14 protein-coding genes and 3 pseudogenes are annotated in these 16,800 nt (G+C 33.5%); 13 read left to right on the forward strand and 4 right to left on the reverse strand.

Going from position 1 to position 16,800, the window contains the following annotated elements; genetic code table 11:
* Positions 1-213: 213 nt before the first annotated feature.
* From LEP1GSC059_RS22750 to LEP1GSC059_RS03165, 4 genes are all read left to right on the forward strand, one after another.
* A protein-coding gene (locus LEP1GSC059_RS22750) for an IS3 family transposase (protein WP_155243393.1) occupies positions 214-1,361 on the forward strand; the annotation gives its coding sequence in 2 pieces (ribosomal slippage) (positions 214-466 and positions 466-1,361; 1,149 coding nt in all).
* A 702-nt stretch (positions 1,362-2,063) separates the two neighbouring features.
* Positions 2,064-2,879 (forward strand): PhzF family phenazine biosynthesis protein, encoded by an 816-nt coding sequence (locus LEP1GSC059_RS03155; protein WP_017214540.1) that lies wholly within the window; start codon positions 2,064-2,066, stop codon positions 2,877-2,879.
* 349 nt (positions 2,880-3,228) lie between these two features.
* Positions 3,229-3,735, forward strand: a complete 507-nt coding sequence (locus LEP1GSC059_RS03160) for a hypothetical protein (protein ID WP_001051298.1) — start codon at positions 3,229-3,231, stop codon at positions 3,733-3,735.
* A 22-nt stretch (positions 3,736-3,757) separates the two neighbouring features.
* Positions 3,758-4,345: a DUF1963 domain-containing protein gene (locus LEP1GSC059_RS03165; RefSeq protein WP_002178741.1), complete on the forward strand. Its 588-nt coding sequence runs from the start codon at positions 3,758-3,760 to the stop codon at positions 4,343-4,345.
* Between the two features lie 186 nt (positions 4,346-4,531).
* Here LEP1GSC059_RS03165 and LEP1GSC059_RS23940 read toward each other — a convergent pair.
* Both LEP1GSC059_RS23940 and LEP1GSC059_RS03170 read right to left on the reverse strand, forming a co-directional pair.
* Positions 4,532-4,600, reverse strand: a pseudogene (locus LEP1GSC059_RS23940) (nucleotidyltransferase domain-containing protein); the annotation flags it as partial.
* A gap of 100 nt (positions 4,601-4,700) precedes the next feature.
* Entirely contained in the window at positions 4,701-5,444 is a 744-nt protein-coding gene (locus LEP1GSC059_RS03170; RefSeq protein WP_004420807.1) for a class I SAM-dependent DNA methyltransferase, read from the reverse strand.
* Between the two features lie 59 nt (positions 5,445-5,503).
* Between LEP1GSC059_RS03170 and LEP1GSC059_RS03175 the strand changes: the two genes are divergently transcribed.
* The 5 genes and pseudogenes from LEP1GSC059_RS03175 (at position 5,504) to LEP1GSC059_RS03190 (ending at position 10,348) form a co-directional block, all read left to right on the forward strand.
* Entirely contained in the window at positions 5,504-6,661 is a 1,158-nt protein-coding gene (locus tag LEP1GSC059_RS03175; protein ID WP_020980288.1) for a hypothetical protein, read from the forward strand.
* Complete coding sequence (locus LEP1GSC059_RS03180) at positions 6,652-7,164, forward strand: chemotaxis protein CheX (RefSeq protein WP_004448983.1); 513 nt, start codon at positions 6,652-6,654, stop codon at positions 7,162-7,164. The genes LEP1GSC059_RS03175 and LEP1GSC059_RS03180 overlap by 10 nt, the downstream gene beginning before the upstream one ends.
* Positions 7,165-7,268: 104 nt before the next feature.
* Positions 7,269-7,442: pseudogene (locus LEP1GSC059_RS24950) on the forward strand (tetratricopeptide repeat protein); the annotation flags it as partial.
* Between the two features lie 84 nt (positions 7,443-7,526).
* Complete coding sequence (locus LEP1GSC059_RS03185) at positions 7,527-8,564, forward strand: alpha/beta hydrolase family protein (RefSeq protein ID WP_017214543.1); 1,038 nt, start codon at positions 7,527-7,529, stop codon at positions 8,562-8,564.
* A 286-nt stretch (positions 8,565-8,850) separates the two neighbouring features.
* A pseudogene (locus LEP1GSC059_RS03190) lies at positions 8,851-10,348 on the forward strand (DUF342 domain-containing protein).
* 443 nt (positions 10,349-10,791) lie between these two features.
* Here the strand turns inward: LEP1GSC059_RS03190 and mtnA are convergent.
* The gene (mtnA, locus tag LEP1GSC059_RS03195) at positions 10,792-11,886 is read right to left on the reverse strand and encodes an S-methyl-5-thioribose-1-phosphate isomerase (protein WP_002178799.1); all 1,095 of its coding nucleotides are present in this window, start codon (positions 11,884-11,886) and stop codon (positions 10,792-10,794) included.
* A 56-nt stretch (positions 11,887-11,942) separates the two neighbouring features.
* Here mtnA and LEP1GSC059_RS03200 point away from each other — a divergent pair, with 56 nt between their 5' ends.
* Together LEP1GSC059_RS03200 and LEP1GSC059_RS03205 are read left to right on the forward strand one after the other, a co-directional pair.
* The gene (locus tag LEP1GSC059_RS03200) at positions 11,943-13,019 is read left to right on the forward strand and encodes a rhomboid family intramembrane serine protease (RefSeq protein ID WP_002178835.1); all 1,077 of its coding nucleotides are present in this window, start codon (positions 11,943-11,945) and stop codon (positions 13,017-13,019) included.
* Between the two features lie 196 nt (positions 13,020-13,215).
* Positions 13,216-13,674 carry an LIC11177 family protein gene (locus LEP1GSC059_RS03205; protein ID WP_002178759.1) on the forward strand — a complete coding sequence of 153 codons (459 nt, stop codon included), beginning with the start codon at positions 13,216-13,218 and terminating at the stop codon, positions 13,672-13,674.
* 216 nt (positions 13,675-13,890) lie between these two features.
* Here LEP1GSC059_RS03205 and LEP1GSC059_RS03210 read toward each other — a convergent pair whose 3' ends face one another.
* A complete protein-coding gene (locus LEP1GSC059_RS03210) occupies positions 13,891-14,793 on the reverse strand; it encodes a hypothetical protein (RefSeq protein WP_020980276.1) in 903 nt (300 codons plus the stop codon).
* Positions 14,794-15,129: 336 nt separating this feature from the next.
* Between LEP1GSC059_RS03210 and LEP1GSC059_RS03215 the strand changes: the two genes are divergently transcribed.
* Both LEP1GSC059_RS03215 and LEP1GSC059_RS03220 read left to right on the forward strand, forming a co-directional pair.
* The gene (locus tag LEP1GSC059_RS03215) at positions 15,130-15,663 is read left to right on the forward strand and encodes a rhodanese-like domain-containing protein (RefSeq protein ID WP_017214545.1); all 534 of its coding nucleotides are present in this window, start codon (positions 15,130-15,132) and stop codon (positions 15,661-15,663) included.
* A complete protein-coding gene (locus LEP1GSC059_RS03220; protein ID WP_020980291.1) occupies positions 15,660-16,526 on the forward strand; it encodes a leucine-rich repeat domain-containing protein in 867 nt (288 codons plus the stop codon). The genes LEP1GSC059_RS03215 and LEP1GSC059_RS03220 overlap by 4 nt, the downstream gene beginning before the upstream one ends.
* Positions 16,527-16,800 lie beyond the last annotated feature (274 nt).

Raw genomic sequence — 16,800 nt, forward strand, 5'->3', positions numbered from 1 at the left:
GACTAAAAAGCCTGTTTCAAAACCTCAAAAAATTTGTATGATCATTCTTTAGAAGTTTTTAATAAAATGCAATAGCTCCTACAAAAATTATCACATTTGGAAATTTTGGGATAAATTCTAATTACCCAAGTCAAAGTTGGTACTCGATTGCGACCTAACCTAGTTACGTAAAAACGGACACCTTTTTCTCAGCAAATGAGGTAAAGGTGAAAAATGAATAAAAAAGGAAAATACTCTCCGGAGTTTAAAGAACAAGCAGTAAAGCGAACGCTTTCAGGATCGTTTACGATAAAAGAAGTCGCCGAGTCCTTGGGAATCAGTTATTTTGTGTTACGACAATGGAGAACAGAAAACTTGAAGAAGTCGGAACAACAAAATCCACCAACGGATAAGCAGTTAAAAGAGATCGAAGAACTGAAAAAACTACGGAAGGAAAATCAGAAACTCAAGGAAGAGAACGCTATCCTAAAAAAGTTTGCAGCCATGCTTTCGAGAGAACAAAATCCCGATTGATGTTCATGGAAACTCATCGATTTGAGTTTCCGATTCGAAGCATGGCTAACGTCTTAGGAGTATCACGTTCAGGATACTATCAATTTCTGAAACGAAGCAAAAACGAATTAGAAAAATATAATCCCGAACTTGTAGAGTTCATTAGGGAAACGTGGTTAACAAATCGCAAGAATTACGGTTTGGTTCGGTTGCTTCGGGAAGTGAAGAAAGTGTATTCAATTTACGGAGCAAGAACAGTTCGAAAAGTGATGAAACTTTGTGAAATTCGTGGAAAACAAGAGAAGCGCTTTCGGATTGCCACGACAAATTCTAATCATGGGAATCAGGTTGCTCCAGACTTAGTCAGGCGGAATTTCAAAGCGAATAAGAAGAATCGAATCTGGGTTTCAGATATTACTTTTTTGAGATCCTCCTTAGGTTGGATTTATCTTTGTGTAATATTAGACCTTTATTCTCGGAAAGTAGTAGGTTGGTCGATTTCGAATGCTAATGATTCCAAATTAGTCTGCAATGCTCTTTCCAAAGCGATCGAATTGAGAAATCCTCCCAAGGGTTTGATTTTTCATTCTGACCGAGGATCCAATTATTGTTCGAACGAAACTCGAAAATATTTGCTCGTCAACAAAATTCGCAGGAGCAATAGTAGAAAGGGAAATTGTTGGGACAACGCGGTCGCCGAGTCCTTCTTTGGTTCTCTGAAAAGAGAAATGGAATATGATTACTTTTATAGAATTCAAGAAGCGGAAGAATTACTTTTTGATCATATAGAAGTTTATTATAATAGGCAGAGATCTCATTCATACTTAGACTTTGTGAGTCCTGCAGAATTTGAAGAAAATGCTGCGTAAAAAATGTGTCCAATTAACCGTGACTAGGCTAACCTCCTTTCGGATTTACATTTTCTTTCGGGATTAATGGGGCTATTTGTTTCCAAAGTGCATCCGGTATCTCTGAATAATATTTGTCCATTTCACATTGATATTATTACCCTTTCTCTCTACAAACAGTTTTGAGACCGGCTCTTAGTATCATTTTCATGTGTCCGAGTAGTAATAAAAATTTGCCTCAAAAAAAGAAATTTTACTAAGAAATAAGAATTTAGATGATCCTCTTGATAAATTAAATGGTACGTATTTTTTTATGAGGAATCAAAAAATCTCAATTTAATTTATGGGTGTTCGAGTATGGTTTTCTGGAAAAGTTTTGCAATTTATTTGAAAGATGAATTAATTCAAAAAATTCAAGTAGCTCGTAAGTTCTATTACTGATCTCTATAAAATTGAGTACCGTTAATTTTATTACAAAACACTGATTCCATACAAAATACTAGGTATACTTTATTATATAGTTATGAGTAATAAAATTGAAAAAGTTTTTAAAAAGTAGCTAAAGAATCAAACCTTCATATCTTATATAAGATATATTTAGGCTTTTATTATTACTATTCAAACGCATGAAAATAATGTGAGCGGCCAATAATTTCGGATTATTATAGACGCAAATTTTGTAGTTATGAGTAATGAAAATTTTTTCGAGGGATTTAAATTTGGATGAATAGTAAATTAACTAAATATGTAGTATTTAATGATGTATATGAAAAGGGTAACATTGCAGGTGTATTAACCGGATTCACAATACCGAATGACTCCGAGCTTATTAAAATAGCTAAAATGAATAATCTTCCAGTCTTATTGTATATTCAAAACGATAATGATATATTTAATGTATCATTTTACAATAGCCAACGAAAGATGAATTTTTGTGGACATGGAATACTTGCAGCATCTGCATTTTTAATGGATAATACTCATTCTTCAATATTACACATTCAAGGACACGCTTACAAAGTACATAAGGACTATTTAATGTACTATGTGGCATTTGATTCTGAAATCAAAAAGGACCCTCGCCCAGACATTTCTCATTATTTGGATAGAATTTTTAAAAATACAATCTCGGAATGGAAAAATATTTCAGTAATTGATAATGGGAATAAAAAATTATTTGCTGAAGTGGTTAAACAAATTGAATTTGATAAACTGCATCCTAACGAAAATGAAATAATAAATTTATCAAAGGAATTTAATGTTAATGGAATATATATTTACAAGAAAAATTCCTTTAATAAAAACGGGCTTTTGCTAAAAGTAAGGTCATTTAATCCTCTTTCAGGGAAATTGGAAGATCGGGCAACGGGTTCAGCCGTTATTTCCCTAATGTATTATTATCGAGATAAATATAATCGCATAGCTGTTAAACAAGGGATAAAAGGTGATCAATACTATTTAGAATCTTATTTGGATGGAAATGGAAAGATTAAGCTGGGTGGAAAAGTTTTGTTAGAAAGAAAGAATAATAATGAATAGTTTGGAACTTTTAAGAGAATTTTCCATATCATAAATTTATGATAGACAAAGATCTCATTCGTCACTAGGTTAGTCCTGTTTAATTTGAAGAAAATTAAAAAAGAAATATTTCAGAATGTAGAGCCAAAATAATACTACACATTTTAAGATCTTTACTATCGACGATGAATCCGAGACGGAGAAAAAGCTAAAATCAAATTGCGTTCGAGATCACAGTTGACAAAGGTGAAGTCGTCATAGTTTTCATCGAAGATTGGTTATTTTCCATTACTTTTATTGTTAAGAAATTGACTTTCCAAATGAATTATAAGCTATATCACAAGTGGCCTTAGAGCCAAAGGAAGGAACGATGGCAAAAGAATATTTTGGAGTAACTATACTGAGTGGTCTTGATCATCTATATATTAAAGAAAAAGATCTAGGTATTCTCCGAAGGATTGCGGGAGAATTGAGCGAAAATATAGAATTAAAAGGTAGAATAGAGCGCGAGATCCTTGAGATAGAAATGACAAATAAAGAAAGTCCTAAAAACTCCGACCCTATTGCAATGGATTCCATTAGTGACGGTTGCCTTCTCATGTCTGAACCAATAATGGTTGTTCTTGAAGAACTTGGGTTTAAAGATTTTAAAGCGTTACCTGTTATTTTAAATCATAAGCCCACCAAAAGAAATTTGAATTTTTGGCTTTTTAAATGCTCTGAACAATTGAAATTCCCTTTACAAAAGGAAGTAATATGTTTCCAAGCGGCCAGGAGTACTATGGTATATTTCAACAAAACTGCTAAAGAAAAAATAGAAGCTTTAAGTCCAAATTGTATAAAATTTGTAGTTCCTTATAATATTAATGAATTCTAAACTCAATTAGGAAAATAAAAAAATGAATTCAATTGGCCTGAATTTTGACTTGATAGGCGAACTAAAATTGGGGCAATCAAAATTTGGAGGAAACCCCGATTTACCTGAAAGCTTATCTTATCCTAAAAGTGAAAACGGTTATGACATTCCTTTCCTATGCCAATTGAATCTCGGTGAATTTGATAATGAAATAACATCGGAAGGAATTTTATATTTTTTTTGTCAACTTGATGATACAACCGAGTATGGTGTTGTTCTTTTTTCAAAAGATACAAAATCTTTAATTCCATCAGATTACCAACATCTTGATCTTGATGTCGGAATTACATACCCATTAACCGAAAGGGCTATTTCTTTTAAAGAGTTTGAGGAGTTACTTGAAGACGATGAGAACTATTATGAAGTAATGGGAAGATCCAGAATTGGCGGAAGCATATTGAAAGCCGGAGCCGATTATAGCAAGGATGGAAGGGTTTCGTTATTACAGTTTAATAGCAATGAGATCGAAGAACTCCAAGGTGAAGTGGAAGAGTTTATTCATTTTTTTATTGATTCAACCGATCTAATATCTTTAAATTTTACTAATATTTTTGTAACAAGTCAGCATTAGTCCCAACCTTGCACGAAATAGCAATCATACAAAATTCCGTCTCATATTCTCTTGATGCTTGGGTTTGCGATGTTGATCACGTACATAAACCTTGTTTTTTCGATGGAAGGCTATTACAATGTACAAAAAGACAAGAAAATGATCCTGCAAGATCTCGCGCATAGAGTAAACTGTAATAGTCAAGATTAGAATTATTTTTCGAGGGTGTACAAGAGAGATGATTTGCCCTTTTAAATTTTCTAAATCTCGATCCATGAACCAAGAATCGCATAACCAATTTAAAAAATCAAGCGGATGTTAAAGATCGTTTTAGAAAGAAGTTATATTCCAAAAGATAAAAGAAAAAGAGGTTCATTTAAGAATTCTTTTTTTTCAAAACGAGAATCATTCTACCCGCAGAATTTTTGAATTTGGCTTCGTTAAAACCGGAATAAACGTGCATAATTTCAAATTTATGTCTGAGGATCATTCTTTCTATTTCTGGCAGATAGAAAACGCGCATAACGTGTTTATCTCTTACTTCCTTTGTATTGATTTGGTAGATATAATTGACTTCCACCATCGTAGAGGTATCTGCTCTTACTAAACGAAAACCACGATTTCTCTGAATTGTAGCGTTTTGGGATTTGATTTGAGCCACGGGAGAGATCGGTTTTCTTTTAATCGCTCTGAGAGGTTCTGCGTTCCAGACTTCAATAATCGCTAAACCAGCGGGTTTCAAATTTTGTTCGATAAGTTTGAGAGTAGCGTCTATTTCTTCGTTCGTCAAAAGGTAGTTAAACGAACCGAATAAACTGATAACACAATCGAGAAGGACTCCGGATTGATAGGATTGCATCGGAGAAACGTCGAACTTACAATGAGAATATCTTTTTTTAGCGACTTCGATCATTTTAGAAGAAGAATCGATACCTTTGGGTTTATAACCTAAAGATTGAAAATAACGAACGTGTTCTCCCGTACCACAACCCATATCTAAAATGGACATGATCCTGTGTTTTCTAAAGATACGATCTAAAAATCTGGCTTCCGAATCGATCTTACGAGACGGTTTTTCGATGTCGAAATAGAATTCTGCCAATTCATTGTATAACTTCATAAAAATTAATTCAGAGGTTTGGGAATTTGCCCGTTAAATATATTAACGGCAGTCTGCTTATGAAAATCCAATATTTAGGAATCATTTTCGTTTTTTTTAGTTGTATGTTTGATGTGCAGACAAACATAAATAAAAATCTATTTACCGGAGATACGTTGGTTTTCGGTGGAATTTCGATTTCTCTTTTACTTTTGTTTGGCCTTGTTTTAAAGGAAAGTTCGCAAAAAACTTTCAGTCGCTCTACTTTAAACGAACAAAACGAAAACAAAACGGATTCGACTACAGAAATTATAAACGTTCAAGACCAAATTTCAAATTCGGAAGTTCGTTTTGAAAAAATAAAAACCGAAAGTTCTAATTTAAGAAACGAAACTCAAACTGAAAAAAACATAAACTCTGGAATTCTAAGGTCCAACAAAACCTGGATCGATAAAATTTGGAAACGAGAAGTTCCAACTCACCCTGAATTGATCCGTGCCCATCAGAAATTTTTAGAAAAACTTGGATCTAGGCTAAACGGAGCGGAAATTTATTTTTTAAGCGGAGAAGTATCTTTTCTTTTGGCTTCTCGAAAAGGAAAAGTATTTCATATTCCTGAATCTCCGGAGGAAAGTATTCTGACTGAAAAAAGTCTGGAAGAAATTGTAGAAGGAAGAATCTCTTTTTCGGATCGTTCTGTATTTATTCCACTGGGAACTTCGTTACCTTTTGGTTATCTCAAAATATCTCAAAACGAATGGAGTCAATTGGAACCAAGAGAGTTTCAATCCTGGAAGGAAGAATACGAGGAACAGGTTTCTGTACAATTTGAGTCTTCCGATCCTGAAACAGGATTTGGAAATTTACACGCGTTCGAATTGGATAAAGTTCGAGTAGATGATAATATTCTAATTTTTGCAAGTATTCAAACCGATTCGCCGTATCCTTATGTTTTGAAATGGATCTCCTTATGGACGTGCAAATTGTTGCATAAGCAGGTACGTTTTTATAGGATTCGAAAAGATAGACTGGCTTTTTTTGTTTCTATGGGAGAATGGGATTTTTTCAGTGAAAAACTAAACGAACTCGTTGAATCCTTACAAAAGGAAAATCACCCGGCGGATCTCAATTTGGGAATTTCCGTTTTAGAGGAAAGTAGGGAAGAATGGTCGTCTAACGCAAGAAAGGCGCTTGGACTTGCCATAGAAGAAGGACCGAACCGGTATATTTGTCTGTGAGTATAGATCCACTACTCGACGAAAAATTTATTCTTACGATCTCTCAGATCTTTCCGGAATATCTGGATAAAACTTTAAACATAACCGCAATCAGAGAAGCATTTGGACCTTCTAAAAACGAGGGGCTTTGTTACGAAAATTGTACGATGGTAGAATTTAAAGGAGAAATAGAAGGAAAACTATTTCTCGCCATGGACGGTTATACGAAATTGAAGTTACTTCCTATGGTGGCTAAATCTTTTCACATAGATCCTACAGTAAGAGCGGATGCGCCTTCTATTTTGATGGAGTTTGCCAATCAGATCTGTGGTTTACTAATTACAGAAATAAAACTAGGAAGATTTAAAACCGATCTTTTGCCGCCGGAAATGCTCAATCATAAATTAGTACAAGTGGATTTAGAAACCTACAGACAATACATACTGATCTATTTTTTAAAAGACTCAAAAGCAAAACAATACTTGGGAAGAGTATATCTCATTTTACTTATGAAAAAATTTTAGAGATTTTTAAAGTTTTTTTGATCCAAAGAATTTTTTGTTTTCGATTCGCCAATTATACTGTGTAACTTTTATAATAGCACTCACCAATCAATGGGTGCTGAAAAAACAACGGTTATTTAGACGAGGCGATAGATTGGTTTCGGAAGGCCGCAGTCGCAAATCCGGAACGGCAAAGATTTTGGAATTTCAGAATCGAAGACATTTTACGCGAACAAAAAGCAGCCAAAGTGAACAAACTACAAAACAATTTAAACAAAGAAAAAATTGAGAAACCCTGAATACGATTCGTATCGATTTCAATTTAAAAAAACGAATTGAGCAAAAAAATTTGTAGAGATTTTTAGCGAAGACTAAAATCTGCAATGCCGATGAACTTTTTCAGCGCCATTCGCGGATTCCCATTTTTGATCGATTATTCCGGTTTAAAAAATCCTAAACAAACAAATATAACTGAAATTAGTTTGGATTTAGACGACTCGGTTTCTTTGAGAACGAAGGTTTTGGAAAATCCAGGAAACTCTAAAAAGCCTGTAATTTATCTACAACACGGAATGAGTTTTAAAGGAATCGACGACGTTCGAATTTTAGCTTTGGGAAACAATCTAGCCAATCGAGGATTTAGAGTTTATCTTCCAGAACTTACGGAAGTAAAAAATCTTTTGATTCGTTCCGAAACGATTTCAAATATAAAAGCTGCGTTTCTTAAAATTCATTCCTTGGAAAAATGTCCGGTCTCGTATCTTTCCGCAAGTTTTTCTGCTGGAATGGGTTTTGTCGCTTTGGCAAATTCTGAATGTCAAAAAGTTCTTAGTTCTGTTCTTTTGATCGGAAGTTATTCCGATTTTGTAAAAACGTTACCCTATGTATTGAAAAATTACGAGATCGAAAGTTACGCCGTAAATGTGATGATGTATAATTACATTCATCTGATTCGTTCTAAACCAGAAGGTCTAAAAAAATATTTTTTAGAATCTTCTTTGGATAACGGACTTTCAAGAGAAGGTGAAGAGTTGAAAGGGCCAAAAGTTTTTTTGGATTTGAACGAAGAAGATAAAAATTTCTTAAACAGGTTTTTGGAAAGTTCCACTTTTAGAAATCAACTGGCGCTTGAAATTAAATCCATTGTTCCGGAAACGTTTGCAAAAGAAACTTCTCCTGCATTTTTTACGGATCATTTTTACAGACCTTGTTTTTTACTTCACGGAGACGATGATCCGGTGATTTCTGCTCAAGAATCCAAGGATCTTAGAGAGTTACTTTTAAAAAATGGAAATCAAAATGTTTCTTTTTTAGAAACAGGTCTACTTACACATGGAGATCACAGACCGTTTTATTCTAGTCTAAATGAAATTTTTCCTATGGCCATGTTTTGGGGAGAATATTTGAAATCTGTTTTTTAGATGTGGATTTCTAAGTTGTTTTTCGTCTTAGCTTAGTCGATATGTTGGTACAAATTCTTTTCTCAGAAGGTTTTCTGTTGGAAAAGGGTTTATTTTGATATAAAACAGAAACGAAGTTTGTTGTTTCTTAGGTGAGTTTCTTTTTTTAGTATAAAATTTCAATTTTGGGACAGGAATATAAGTAAAAAATAAGTTTCATTTCAACGGAACAATATATATTACATTTGAGTTTCCGATTTCTCTAGAGATAAGAGACTTAGTTTTATGACTGAAAGATTGAAATACAATGAATGCGAACGAGAAGCCTATGAATACACCAGAACCTCAAATTTCTCCTGTTTCCATTGACTCCGCGATTACAATTGTGGTTTCTCAGGACCAACTTTCCGCAACGATTACCGTTAGACCTTACAATCTAAAAGGGGAAACCTTATCTAAAGATAAACTTTGGAGTGTCATCCAAAACTGGGGAATCCATAGTGATCGAGTTTTAACCGATGAGGTTCGAAAAATTTTAAATTTATTAGAAAGAGCGGCACAAAAGGGAGATTTTACTCCGATTAAAATGGAGATTGCAAAGGGTGTTGCTCCCGTTCCAGGAGAAAACGGCTGGGTTCGTTTTTATCATCCAATGTCCAAACGAGTTAAGTTGTTGGAAGATGGCAGGGCCGATTTTAGAAATATAGATCGTTATATCAATGTGAAAGTAGGCGAAAAACTCGCCACTAAATTCGAAGGGATTCCCGGAGTCCCAGGTTTTGACGTATTTGGAAATATCATTCCAGCACCTCCGATTAAAAAACCTAAACTTGTAATTGGGAATCATATCGAAGAAAAAAACGTTCTGGAAGAAGGTAAAAACCTTCAGGAATATTTTGCTACGAGTAACGGAGTCCTTTTTGCTACGGAAGTATCGATCACTGTATCTCCTGAATTGCAGATTGCTGGAAATGTAGGACTTTCTACAGGAAATATTCAGTTTGATGGAAACGTAATCGTTCGGGGTGACGTAGAGCCGGGTTCTGTTGTAGAATGTACCGGTTTCGCTTGTAGTTTATGGAAATTTAGAAAGTAATCAGATCAAAGTAGGACAGGATCTAATTGTTCATGGAGGAATTAAGGGTTCGGGTGGTGCTGAAATCATTTTGGTTACTGGGCAAATTCAAACTAAGTTTATAGAAAACGCTTCTTTAGAAACCGAAGGGGATATAATCGTAGAAGGTGCAATTTTAAATTCTACGATCGATACTTTGGGTTCTATCATTTTGAACGGACAGAATGGGAATCTGGTTTCGAGTAAGATCAGAACTAACGAAGGTATTTCAGTCGTTTCTTTAGGTTCCAGTGCAGAATTGGACGTTACTGTAGAGTTAGGATTTCATTTTAAAAACGACCGTTCTTTTCAAGAAATCAGTAGAAAGATCCAAATGGGAGAAAAAGAAATGGAAAAAATTCTCCCTAAGATCCAACAGATCAAACATATGGTTCAACGTTTCAGAGGAAACATTCCCGAAGACAAAAAGATCGCTTTTAAAGTTGTATTTGAAGATTATAACAAAAAATTAAAGATTTTGAATATGCTAAAATTCAAACAAGACAGTCTGAAAAGTTCTCGTTTTAATTCGGGTGCGGTAAGGCTTGCAGTTCAAAAGGGGGCGTACCCTGGCGCCGTAATACATTACAGAAGACAAATAGAAAAGATCATTAAGTTTCAGTCTTCTTTTATGATGGTATTTGAACCAGGTCAAGAAAAAGCGGTCATGGTTGCACTTCAAACAAAATAGTTTTTTAATTTGAAGCTTGTCCCAAAACCTACTTTGTACATACCTATATGAGTTTAATATGTGATCTATGAAAACAGAATTAGGTCGTATTGATATACCTGAAACTATTTGGAACTATAAAATAAAGTAACCAATTGTTTGCACTTCTAACGTAAACTCTGCATAAAAAAGATTGGGCAAATCCGGGCCGTACTTTTAGCTTCAGTCAATAAATTGTATTAAAGAAATATAATACAATAGAGTTGTTGAAAAAATCCATAATAGTATTTAACAAAACTGTTTCCATAAAACAGAAGTAGATGGGGAGTTAATTTTGCAACAACTCTAATATAAAGAATAGGTCTATTTTTCTTGTATTAAAATTCTGAAAATTGAAAATTTCAAAGTGAAACGAAACATAAGTTTGATTTTGTCGAATCTTTATAAAAGAGCAAATATAGAACTTAGATCGATTGAAAAACCTTTTTAAGATTTTCTTCCGTAACTGGAGAAACAATTCCTTTTTCTGTAATGATACCGGTGATGAGAGAAGCTGGGGTTATGTCAAAGGATGGATTGAGCGCCTTCATTCCTTTAGGAGCGATCACACCTTCTTTTAAAAGTGGTTTTCCATCTGAATCTTTTAAAAAACCAAACGAAGTGATTTCATCTTCTTTTCTCATTTCAATTGGAATGTGACTGCCATCTGGAATTTTAAAATCCATACTTTTAGCTGTAGCGGCCACATAAAAAGGAACTCCGTGGTGTTTGGCTACGATTGCTAAAGGATAGGTTCCGATTTTATTGGCGGTGTCTCCGTTAGAAGCGATCCTATCCGCACCGACGATGACTGCGTCTATCTTTCTGGAAGACATGACCCAACCGGCCATATTGTCCGTGATCAGAAAAGATTCGATTTTTTCTTCTTTTAATTCCCAAGCAGTTAGACGGGCTCCTTGAAGGTAAGGTCTGGTTTCGTCTGCAAAAACGGTAAGAGAGTGTCCAGCATCTCTAAGAGATCGTATAACACCTAACGCGGTTCCGTGTCCTGCTGTAGCGAGTGCTCCTGTATTACAGTGAGTGATGATGTTCAAGGAAGAAGGTTGTTTTGGAAAAATAGAAAGGGCGTGTTTAGAAAGAGTCAGATTGTTTTCTAAATCTTCTTTGAGCATAAATAACGCCAATTCTTCTGCGCCTTTTTGTATTTCTTCCAAACTAAAGGAAGAATAATTAGATTCCGGAAAACGGGAATAAAATTCTTCGATGGCGAGTCTTAGGTTGACTGCGGTAGGTCTGGATTCTAAAAGATCTGAAAGTTTTAATTTGAGTTCGGAGAAGGATGGTTTTGAGACAAGACTGTTCCAATACAAAGTAATACCAAAAGCACCTGTGATCGCAATTGCGGGGGCTCCTCGGACTACCATTTCTCGGATTGCAAAAATACAGTCTTCTAAGGTTTTTGCCGTGATGTATGAAGTGGTTCCCGGAAGAACTCTTTGATCTAAAAGTATAAGTTCTTTGTTTTTCCAAAGAATTGGTTTTAGTCCTGATTCCTGCATTTTTTTCTTTCCGACTCTAAAGGTTGAGACACGATTTTTCGATTTAAAGAATGTGATTGAAAAATCATTCTCCTTCTCCCGGAGAATGTGGAAACCCGGGGCAAATTTGCCCCGGATTAGCCTTGCTTGACTCTCTGACCACAATTCGTATTCTATCCAATATGGCAAAAAGAAAATACCGAAATGGAATATCTCTTTTCGGTTATTCCATTTTTCATCCGATCAATTTAATCTTAATTATAAATGTTCTCGTTTATATCCTTCAACTTTTTGCTGGCGGGACCGGAATTATAGAATATTATTTTGCGTTAACCCCTTTTAGAGTATTTCACGGACACTATTGGCAAGTTCTTTCCTACGGATTTTTACACGAGGTGTACGGAATTCCGTTTATACATTTATTTTTCAATATGTACGTGTTTGTAATGTTTGGTGGTTTGATCTGTAAATATGTTTCTGCGTGGAAGTTTACCGTTATATATCTTACAGCGGTTTTAACCGGAGGAGTTATGGTTTTGCTCGCGCCGGTTCTAAATGAAATATTAGGAATTCATTATCCTATGGATCTCTTTCAGACAACGACGTTAGGAGCGAGCGGTGGAGTGACTGGGATACTTGTTTTGTTCGGAATTTTATTTCCTGAAACGGAAGTGTTTCTCATTTTTTTTAGAATGAAAGCGCGTTATGCGGCTTGGATTTTTGTGGGCGGCGGTTTTGTAGCCGATTTCGTTGCGGTTTATTATTTTCATTCTCCTTTTGTAGTAAGCAATTCCTGTCATTTAGGAGGGGCGATTGGTGCTACTCTTATAGCTCCTTTGATTTTAAAAAATAACTTTGGAAAGATTTTTCCTAAAAAGAAAGATTTGGAGGATACAGTATCTAAACTTAAAACACGTTCTTTGAGCGAAGATTTGGATTTTCAGACCCAAAAAAATCTGAAATTGTTAGACGAACTTTCTAAAAAAATTTCCTACTCCGATCAGGAAGATATATTGACTCCATTACAACAAACGAATGTAAATTTATGTCCACCTCCTACTTTTCAACCCCAAGATGCTTTTTGTCTTCGTTGTGAATGGCTTCCTAATTGTGCTTTAAGAAAATTGAAAATAAATTCAGAAAAATCTTCCTAACTTTAATTCTAATGATTCTATTTCAATTGATGTTTGATTATAAATATACACTTAAGAGATGAGAATCTTTTTTTGAGTTGGACTGAAAAATGGTTTTTTCACTGAAAATTCGTCTTATAAAATAATAGTAATCGTGGGTGTACTTATACCTACCGATAAGAAAATTGAAAGGTGAATTTAAAGATAGGGTGTGATCGTGACTCAAAATAAGAAAAGCGCTTTATTTGATATTTTAAAACGCGAGAAATTGGAAAAGATGCTGAAGAGGAACCCCTCTTCTGAACAATCGCAAAATAATGAAAAATCTCAGACTTCTGAAAATGTTTCTGAGAAATCTTCAACGGAAAAAAAAGAACCTCAGGTTTCTAAAATTTATAAAGCCATAGAAGACGTTAAACTAGACATTCGATATTATTTTTTACAAGACGAATACGTCGAAAAATTGGCTTCGATTTATATTAAAAACGAAGGTCCATTAGAAAAGTTAGGAATCGATCCTAAAAAATATTTAGAATATGCAAGAGATAGTTTCGATCGATACAAACAACTCGATAAAAAAATGCCTTTAGAGCCCATGAATAAAAAGTCCTGGGATCACGTTGAAAAGAGTTTAAACGAGTTAATTACAAAACTACTAGAAAAATTTTCAAAATAAAATTTTTCTAGTAGTTAGAATTAAACAAAGAGAGATTTGTTTGTTGCCTAACTTTTTGCGAGAATTTTTTTATGATAGAAGGCTAAAGATAGTAAACGATAGTGTTCTTGTTTTTCTTTGTAAAGTAATTGCAGATTAATATTTTATAAAGTTATAATATAGTTGATTGATATTTTTAGAAAATTCTGTTCTGCTATTCTGTCTTTTGTATAACATTTAACAACCTGTATTCCAATTAGCAGCGACTGGGACTACAAAAAAGTCGTTTGTTTTTTTGGATGAAATGTATAGATGTTCGTTAGAAACATTATAGTGATCTTTTAAGTCAAAGATAAAATCTAATTCCCCATCTCCATCAATGTCCCCTGCGAAAACTAAAATAGGTTTTTCGGATCTGTAAACGCGTGAATCAATGAGCATTTCTGCGTTGTTTTTACGAAGGACTAATTGATAATCATTTATTTCAGACGACTGAATGTATTTACCTTTGGAAGTAATTGTATAATTGTACTTTCCAAAAGTAAACTTATAAGATTTACCGAATTCTAATTCTAACGGAACTTTTTTAGAGATAGTAGGAAAATTACCTTCTTTAAAAGTAAGTCCTTTGATGAGCACAATTGGATTGTCTATAACATCGATTTTATAACCGGTATTCATTTTTTCATTTTCGTCAATTACTGCGTCATGTTCTCTTTTTAAATCGATTGAAATTTGTTTTCTAAAATAACTTTCTTTTTGAAAGTAAATTGCAATCCAGTTAGTTCGATCCGATGGAGAAAAAGGTAGTTCTTTTTCGTGATAGGAAGTAGGGTAAGCAAAAAATATCTTGGGTATACATTGGATTAGGCCGCCAAAGATCCATCCATCCGATACTTTTGCCCAATTACTTTGAACTTTACGATTTCGTATTTTAATTTCTTCTAAAGTAGGAGAGCTTTCTAAAATTTCTAAAGGAATGGATTGTTTAATGATACGAACTTTTTTTCCGGATATACTGGGGAAATCTCTGACTAATACTTCTGGATAAGTAGTAAAACAAGATTTTGTTTTTGTAGAATTTAAACTATTTCCGATAAAAAATAAAACGAGTGCAATGGATGAGAAAAAATATTTCATATAAGAGTTTCCTTATATTTAAGGATTACCTGTTGATGTTTGCGTAATGAAAATTTATGGATGAATTACCATTTAAAGGCTAAATTTTTGACAGCTTATTAAGCAATTCTCAAAAGCGATAAACAAGATAAGTGTCTAATATTTGCACTTAAACTAGCTTTTTCAATAAAAATTAGAATTTTATTTTATGGTTTTGAGTAACGTGCAAAATTGATTTTGAAAAATTTTCCTTTAAACATGTTACGATAAACTTGACTTTTATTCATGGAAATCAATTGACAATTAAAAAATTCAAATAGATTTTAATCATCAATACTCGGTAAGGAAAAAGTTTTTATGAAAATACTTTATTTTTTATTATTTAATTTTTGCTTTTGTGTAATTTTAATTGGACAGGAAAATAATTTGATAAAAACAAAACGAAATTCAATTTCAAACCGACTTATCGATTACAGAAAATTTCAAAATATAGTCAATTCTTCTGCAGAAGAAAGAGAGGTAAAACGTCTCACGGAAGAGGATTTCTTAAAAATGATTCAAGATGAGGAAGTAGTTCTTTTAGATGCTCGAAGTGAGTCTCGTTATAAGTTGAGACATATTAAAGGCGCGATCAGTCTTCCGTTTACGGAATTTACAAAAGAAACTCTCGCAAAAGTAATTCCCAACATGAATTCTAAAATCCTAATATACTGCAATAATAATTTTACAGGAAGTCCCGAAGCGTTCGCCTCTAAAGCGCCTGCGGCTTCTCTTAACTTATCTACGTTTGTTTCTTTGAAAGCTTATGGATATAAAAATATTTATGAACTAGGTCCGTTGTTGAGCGTTGATTCTACAAAACTTACCTTTGAAGGAACTGAAGTTCAATGATTTTTAATGATTCGAAAAATGGTAGAAACTTGCAAAAGATTGTATATATCGTTTTCGTTTTATTAGGTTTTTTTTGTAAACTTCCATTGAAACCAGGAGAATATACCGATTTAGAAAAAGCATTTAAAAATCCTAAGGATGTGTTTATTTTAAAATATAGAGATAACGAAGAAAATCCACTGAAAACACTTCCAAAGGAAATTGGAAACTTAAAAAATTTAAAAGAATTATCTTTAAACACAAACGAAATTACAACTCTACCTTCTGAAATAGGAAATTTAAAAAACTTACAGGTGTTGTCTTTAAATGTAAACAGACTTGAAACAATTCCTAAAGAAATAGGAAATTTAAAAAACCTAAAAGAACTGTCAATAGAATGGAACAAACTGAAAACACTTCCAAAGGAAATTGGAAATTTAAAAAATTTAAAAGAATTATATTTAAGCAGAAATCAACTCAAAGTATTACCGCAAGAAATTTGGAACTTAAAAAAACTACAGCGTATACATTTAAGTACAAATGAACTCACAAAACTCCCGCAAGAAATTAAAAACTTGGAAGGTTTAATAGAAATTTATTTACATGATAACCAGTTTACAACACTTCCCAAAGAGATAGGCAATTTGAAAAATTTACGTAATTTAGTTTTAGGCAGAAATCAACTTATATCACTACCCCCTGAAATAGGAAATTTAAAAAATTTAAAAGAATTATATTTAGAAAAAAACCAACTTACTAAGTTACCAAAACAAATCGCAGCCTTAAAACAATTAGAAAGTCTTAGTTTAGAAGGAAACCAATTTCCCTCGGAAGAAAAAGAAAGAATCAAACGCCTTTTGCCTAAGTGTAACATTTCTTTTTAAATTTGGTTTTTCGAATTTTGTGCTGAGTGGTGTTCTTAGAACAAAATTTGTAAAAGTAAAAACACATTAATGAGAATTAATAAAAATCCGTAATTTTTCTTAAAAAAGAATAAAAACATTGAATGGATTGTTACTGTTAATTTGAACAATGAGACGATCACAGTTTAAAAACTTGGATGCTTATTTTAACGTGAGTTCGATATAACACGAAAGGGATCGATGAATGAACTAAAGCGTTAACTCAGCAAAACGCTTTCCTATGGGTCGCGTTGTG

The sequence above is a fragment of the Leptospira noguchii serovar Panama str. CZ214 genome (assembly GCF_000306255.2).
GTDB classification, from domain to species: domain Bacteria; phylum Spirochaetota; class Leptospiria; order Leptospirales; family Leptospiraceae; genus Leptospira; species Leptospira noguchii.

Coding starts and splice junctions, on each gene's coding strand:
- LEP1GSC059_RS03155 (WP_017214540.1), top strand. CDS start 2,064: ATGAATAGTAAATTAACTAAATATGTAGTATTTAATGATGTATATGAA.
- LEP1GSC059_RS03160 (WP_001051298.1), top strand. CDS start 3,229: ATGGCAAAAGAATATTTTGGAGTAACTATACTGAGTGGTCTTGATCAT.
- LEP1GSC059_RS03165 (WP_002178741.1), top strand. CDS start 3,758: ATGAATTCAATTGGCCTGAATTTTGACTTGATAGGCGAACTAAAATTG.
- LEP1GSC059_RS03170 (WP_004420807.1), bottom strand. CDS start 5,444: ATGAAGTTATACAATGAATTGGCAGAATTCTATTTCGACATCGAAAAA.
- LEP1GSC059_RS03175 (WP_020980288.1), top strand. CDS start 5,504: ATGAAAATCCAATATTTAGGAATCATTTTCGTTTTTTTTAGTTGTATG.
- LEP1GSC059_RS03185 (WP_017214543.1), top strand. CDS start 7,527: ATGCCGATGAACTTTTTCAGCGCCATTCGCGGATTCCCATTTTTGATC.
- mtnA (WP_002178799.1), bottom strand. CDS start 11,886: ATGCAGGAATCAGGACTAAAACCAATTCTTTGGAAAAACAAAGAACTT.
- LEP1GSC059_RS03210 (WP_020980276.1), bottom strand. CDS start 14,793: ATGAAATATTTTTTCTCATCCATTGCACTCGTTTTATTTTTTATCGGA.
- LEP1GSC059_RS03215 (WP_017214545.1), top strand. CDS start 15,130: ATGAAAATACTTTATTTTTTATTATTTAATTTTTGCTTTTGTGTAATT.
- LEP1GSC059_RS03220 (WP_020980291.1), top strand. CDS start 15,660: ATGATTTTTAATGATTCGAAAAATGGTAGAAACTTGCAAAAGATTGTA.